4 protein-coding genes, 1 tRNA gene and 1 pseudogene are annotated in these 4,400 nt (G+C 70.6%); all 6 read left to right on the top strand.

Annotated features, from left to right (window positions below; all coding sequences use genetic code 11):
- Positions 1 to 67 precede the first annotated feature (67 nt).
- Positions 68 to 140, top strand: a tRNA-Val gene (locus VNM44_RS08115).
- 273 nt (positions 141 to 413) lie between these two features.
- On the top strand, positions 414 to 794 hold the full coding sequence (locus tag VNM44_RS08110) for a hypothetical protein (protein WP_325624799.1): 381 nt from the start codon (positions 414 to 416) through the stop codon (positions 792 to 794).
- A 76-nt stretch (positions 795 to 870) separates the two neighbouring features.
- A complete protein-coding gene (tdh, locus tag VNM44_RS08105) occupies positions 871 to 1,902 on the top strand; it encodes an L-threonine 3-dehydrogenase (RefSeq protein ID WP_325624796.1) in 1,032 nt (343 codons plus the stop codon).
- Positions 1,903 to 3,087: a glycine C-acetyltransferase gene (locus VNM44_RS08100; protein WP_325624795.1), complete on the top strand. Its 1,185-nt coding sequence runs from the start codon at positions 1,903 to 1,905 to the stop codon at positions 3,085 to 3,087.
- A 26-nt stretch (positions 3,088 to 3,113) separates the two neighbouring features.
- A complete protein-coding gene (locus VNM44_RS08095; protein ID WP_325624793.1) occupies positions 3,114 to 3,899 on the top strand; it encodes an aminoglycoside adenylyltransferase domain-containing protein in 786 nt (261 codons plus the stop codon).
- Between the two features lie 211 nt (positions 3,900 to 4,110).
- A pseudogene (locus VNM44_RS08090) lies at positions 4,111 to 4,400 on the top strand (hypothetical protein); the annotation flags it as partial.

The following is a 4,400-nucleotide window of genomic DNA, read 5'->3' as shown; positions in this document are numbered from 1 at the left end:
GGCCGCTAGTCGATGGGGGCGGCCGAGCGAGGATACCGGCGGCCAGAGCTACCATCCGTGGCCGCCCGGGCGGTTAGCTCAGCTGGTAGAGCGCCTGCCTTACACGCAGGTGGCCGCAGGTTCGAGTCCTGCACCGCCCATTCGAACCCGCGTCGCCACCGCTCGTGGCCTCGAGCGCATGCGCGCCGACGGTTCGGTCGACGGGCTCGGCGAGCTTGCGTGACCTGGATGTGCTCACGTTCTTCCCATTGTCGACATCGAGCTTCCTCGCAGGAGCGCACAACCCCATTTGACCGGGCCGTCGCCAGGATGGAACCGGGGCCGCCACGCCGAGGCGTGTGTACGTGCAGCCTGGTGCCGCGGCTCGAGTCGTGCGAAGATCCCACGCCACCCCCGGAGGCGAGGAGGAGAACGTGGAGGGAACGCGTCAGGAGCTGCCGTTCGTCGTCATGCTTGCGTCGCTCTTCGGCTTCGCGAAGGCGGCGTTCCTCGGCTTCATGGGGATCATCGGGCTCGTCAGCTGGGACGACGTGACCGAGCCCTGGGGGATCGGTGCGCTCGTCCTCGCCGCGCTCTTCGCCATCGCGTCGTACGCGCTCCTCCGTGGGAGTCGCGTTGCGCGCATGGTGCTCGGCGCGCTCGCCGTGGCCGGCGGGGTCATCGCCTTGATCTACGTCTTCGTCGGGCCGACGAGCGCGATCCTGCCGTCGCTCTTCACGGCCGCGCTCGCGGCGGTGCTGATCTGGCTGCTCTACGGCCCTCGGGCGGCGCAGGAGTACTTCGCGACGGCGTGAGGCGCCGTTGCGTCCCGGGCCGCGGCCGCCTGCGTAGGATTCGCCGCCTGGGCACCTCGAGTCGCCAGCCCGCGCCGTGAAGGCGCTCGTCAAGAGTCGCGCCGAGCCGGGCCTCTGGCTCGAGGACGTGCCCGAGCCGGAGATCGGGATCAACGACGTCTTGATCCGCGTCTCGAGAACCGGCATCTGCGGGACGGACGTCCACATCCACCGCTGGGACGCCTGGGCGCAGCGGACGATCCCGGTGCCGCTCGTGATCGGACACGAGTTCGTCGGCGAGGTCGTCGAGGTCGGTTCGAACGTGACCGGGTTCCAGCCCGGCGAGCGGGTCAGCGGCGAGGGCCACGTCGTCTGCGGCCGCTGCCGCAACTGCATGGCCGGACGGCGTCACCTGTGCGCGCATTCGATCGGGCTCGGCGTGCAGCGTCCGGGTGCGTTCGCCGAGCTCGTCGCGCTCCCGATGACGAACGTGTGGCATCACTGGCCGCGGGTGCCCGACGAGGTTGCGGCGATCTTCGACCCGCTCGGGAACGCGGTGCACACCGCGCTCTCGTTTCCCGTCCTCGGGGAGGACGTGCTCGTGACGGGCGCCGGGCCGATCGGCTGCATGGCGGTCGCAGTCGTCCGTCACGCGGGGGCGCGGCACATCGTCGTGACCGACCTGAGCGCCGGCCGGCTCGAGCTCGCGCTGACGATGGGCGCCACCCGGGCCGTCGATCCCCGCGAGACCGATCTCGGGGAGCTGCAGGGTGAGCTCGGGATGACCGAGGGATTCGACGTCATGTTCGAGATGTCCGGAAGCCCCGACGCGCTCCGCGCGGGGATCGGTCAGATGGCGCACGGAGGCCGTGTCGCGATCCTCGGGATCCCGACCGCGCCCGTCGAGCTCGACCTCGACCCGGTGATCTTCAACATGCTGACGCTCAAGGGGATCTACGGGCGCGAGATGTACGAGACCTGGTACCAGATGAGCGTGATGATCGACTCGGGTCTCGACATCGCGCCCGTCATCACCCACCGCTTCCCGTACACCGAGTTCGAGCAGGGCTTCGCGGTCGCGGGCTCGGGCGACTCCGGGAAGGTGCTCCTCGACTGGAGGGATGCATAGATGTACGGCGCCGTGCGCGACGACCTACGGGCGAGACTCGACGAGCTCGAGAGCAACGGGCTGCTGAAGCGCGAGCTGGTGATGACGACGCCCCAGGGCGCGCACGTCGACGTCGCCGAGCGCGGCGAGCTCCTGAACCTCTGTGCGAACAACTACCTCGGGCTCGCGAACCATCCCGAGATGGTCGCCGCCGCACACGAGGCGCTCGACCGATGGGGCTACGGACTGGCCTCCGTCAGATTCATCTGCGGCACCCAGTCGCTCCACCGCGGCCTCGAGGAGCGGCTCTCGGAGTTCCTCGGGACGGAGGATACGATCCTCTTCGGCTCGTGCTTCGACGCCAACGGAGGCGTCTTCGAGGCGCTCCTCGACGAGCGCGACGCGGTGATCTCCGACCAGCTCAACCACGCGTCGATCATCGACGGCATCCGTCTCTGCAAGGCGCGCCGGCTGCGGTACGCGAACGGCGACATGGACGAGCTCGAGGCCAGGCTCGGGGAGGCGGCCGACGCGCGGTTCCGGCTGATCGCGACCGACGGCGTCTTCTCGATGGACGGCTACGCCGCGAAGCTGGACGAGATCTGCGACCTCGCGGAGCGCCACGGCGCGCTCGTCCTCGTGGACGACTCTCATGCCGTGGGGTTCGTCGGCCCCCAGGGGCGCGGGACGCACGCGCACTTCGAGGTCGTCGACCGCGTCGACATCCTCACCGGCACGCTCGGCAAGGCGGTCGGAGGCGCAAGCGGCGGCTACGTGTCGGGCCGGCAGGAGATCGTCGACATCCTGCGCCAGCGGGCGCGGCCCTATCTCTTCTCGAACAGCGTCGCGCCCGTCGTCGTGGGCGCGAGCCTCCGCGCGCTCGACCTGATCGAGCGCTCCGACGAGTTGCGCGACCGGCTCTGGGCGAACACGCGGAGCTTCCGCGCGCGGATGACGGAGCTCGGGTTCGACGTGCTTCCCGGCGACCATCCCATCGTGCCGGTGATGATCGGCGAGGCCCCCGCCGCGGCGCGCTTCTCGCAGGCGCTCGTCGCCCACGGCGTCTTCGCGGTTGCGTTCTCGTATCCCGTCGTCCCGCTCGGCACGGCGCGCATCCGCACGCAGATCTCGGCTGCGCACACGGACGACGACCTGGAGCTCGCCGTGAGCGCCTTCGTCGCGGCCCGCGACGAGACCGGTGCCTGACACAGTGTCAGGCAGTCTCCGTTCACGTGCGCGACCCGATCCCGAAGGAGACCGTCGAGTACCTCGACGAGATCGTCGCGCGCCTGCGCACGACGCTCGGCGCCGACCTCGTCGGGGTGTACGCGGGCGGGTCGCTCGCGCTCGGGGGGTACGACGAGCGCCGAAGCGACGTCGACGTCGCCGTCGTCACCCGCGGAGCGCCGGGGCAAGCCGCGAAGGAGAAGCTCGTCGCATCCGTACGCCACGAGTCGTTGGCGTGCCCGGCGAGAGGCCTCGAGCTCGTCGTGTACACGGCAAGGACCGCGGGCACTCCGACGCCGGCGGCCGGCTACGAGCTGAACCTGAACACGGGTCGCGCGATGCCGTTCCACCTCTCGTTCGCCCCGGGTGACGGGCAGGCGGAGCACTGGTACGGGATCGATCGGGCGGTCATCCACGAGCACGGACGGGCGCTGCTCGGTCCGCCTGCAGCCGGGCTCTTCGCCGCGCCGTCGAGGAGCATGGTCCTCGGGCTCCTCGCCGAAGCCGTCCGCTGGCACGGGCAGGCGGGTATCGCGCGAGACGACGACGCCGTCCTCAACGCCTGCCGCGCGCTCCGCTACGCCGCCGAGGGGCGCTGGACGTCGAAGCAGGACGCGGGTGACTGGGCGCGCACGCGGGTGGCGGACGGGGCCCTGGTCGCGGACGCGCTCGCCGCACGCCCGGGATCGGGCGAAGGGCTCGAGGCGGCGCGGGTCGGGCGCTTCCTCGAGGCCGCGCGCCGGTCGCTCGAGGAGGCGGCCGGCGAGCCGGCCGCCCCCGGCTCGGCTTGACACGAGCTTCGAGCAGGCTCTACGTTGGCTGCGCCGTGATGTGCTCGCACGACCCGGGACGCCGCCCCCGCGAGTGCCACGGGGGCACCCGACGAGGGCCGCGGATCGCGCTCTCGCCGTCTCGGCGTGCGCTATCCGACAGGCGAATGCGTCGTCTACTCACATGAAAGGAAAAATAGGTGACCCTTCTCGAAGAAAGGACGTGGGAGAGGTGAAGCACGCATCTGTGCGGCTCGTCGCCGGCGTCGCCGGCGTTCTGGCCCTGGTCGCGTCACTCGTCGTGGCGGCCGTGGGCACGGCGGGCACGGCGGGCAACCAGGCTCAGAGTGCCGCGAAATACCCGGCGCCGAAGGTGCCGAACGCCGCGGCGATCAAGAAGCAGTACGGAGGTGAGTCGATCACGTTCATCGGCGACTCCGTCGGCGGGAGCCACAACCGTGACGTCGCGCTCGCGAAGCAGTTCACGAAGGACACCGGAATCAAGGTGAAGGTGGTCCCGCA

Source organism: Gaiella sp. (assembly GCF_035558935.1).
In the GTDB taxonomy this organism is placed as follows: domain Bacteria; phylum Actinomycetota; class Thermoleophilia; order Gaiellales; family Gaiellaceae; genus Gaiella.
Note: the sequence above shows the minus strand (reverse complement) of the source record. Positions and strands in the feature narration are given on the sequence as shown.

Excerpts from the sequence above, each read along its gene's own strand:
- VNM44_RS08100 (WP_325624795.1), top strand. The coding sequence starts at position 1,903 with ATGTACGGCGCCGTGCGCGACGACCTACGGGCGAGACTCGACGAGCTC.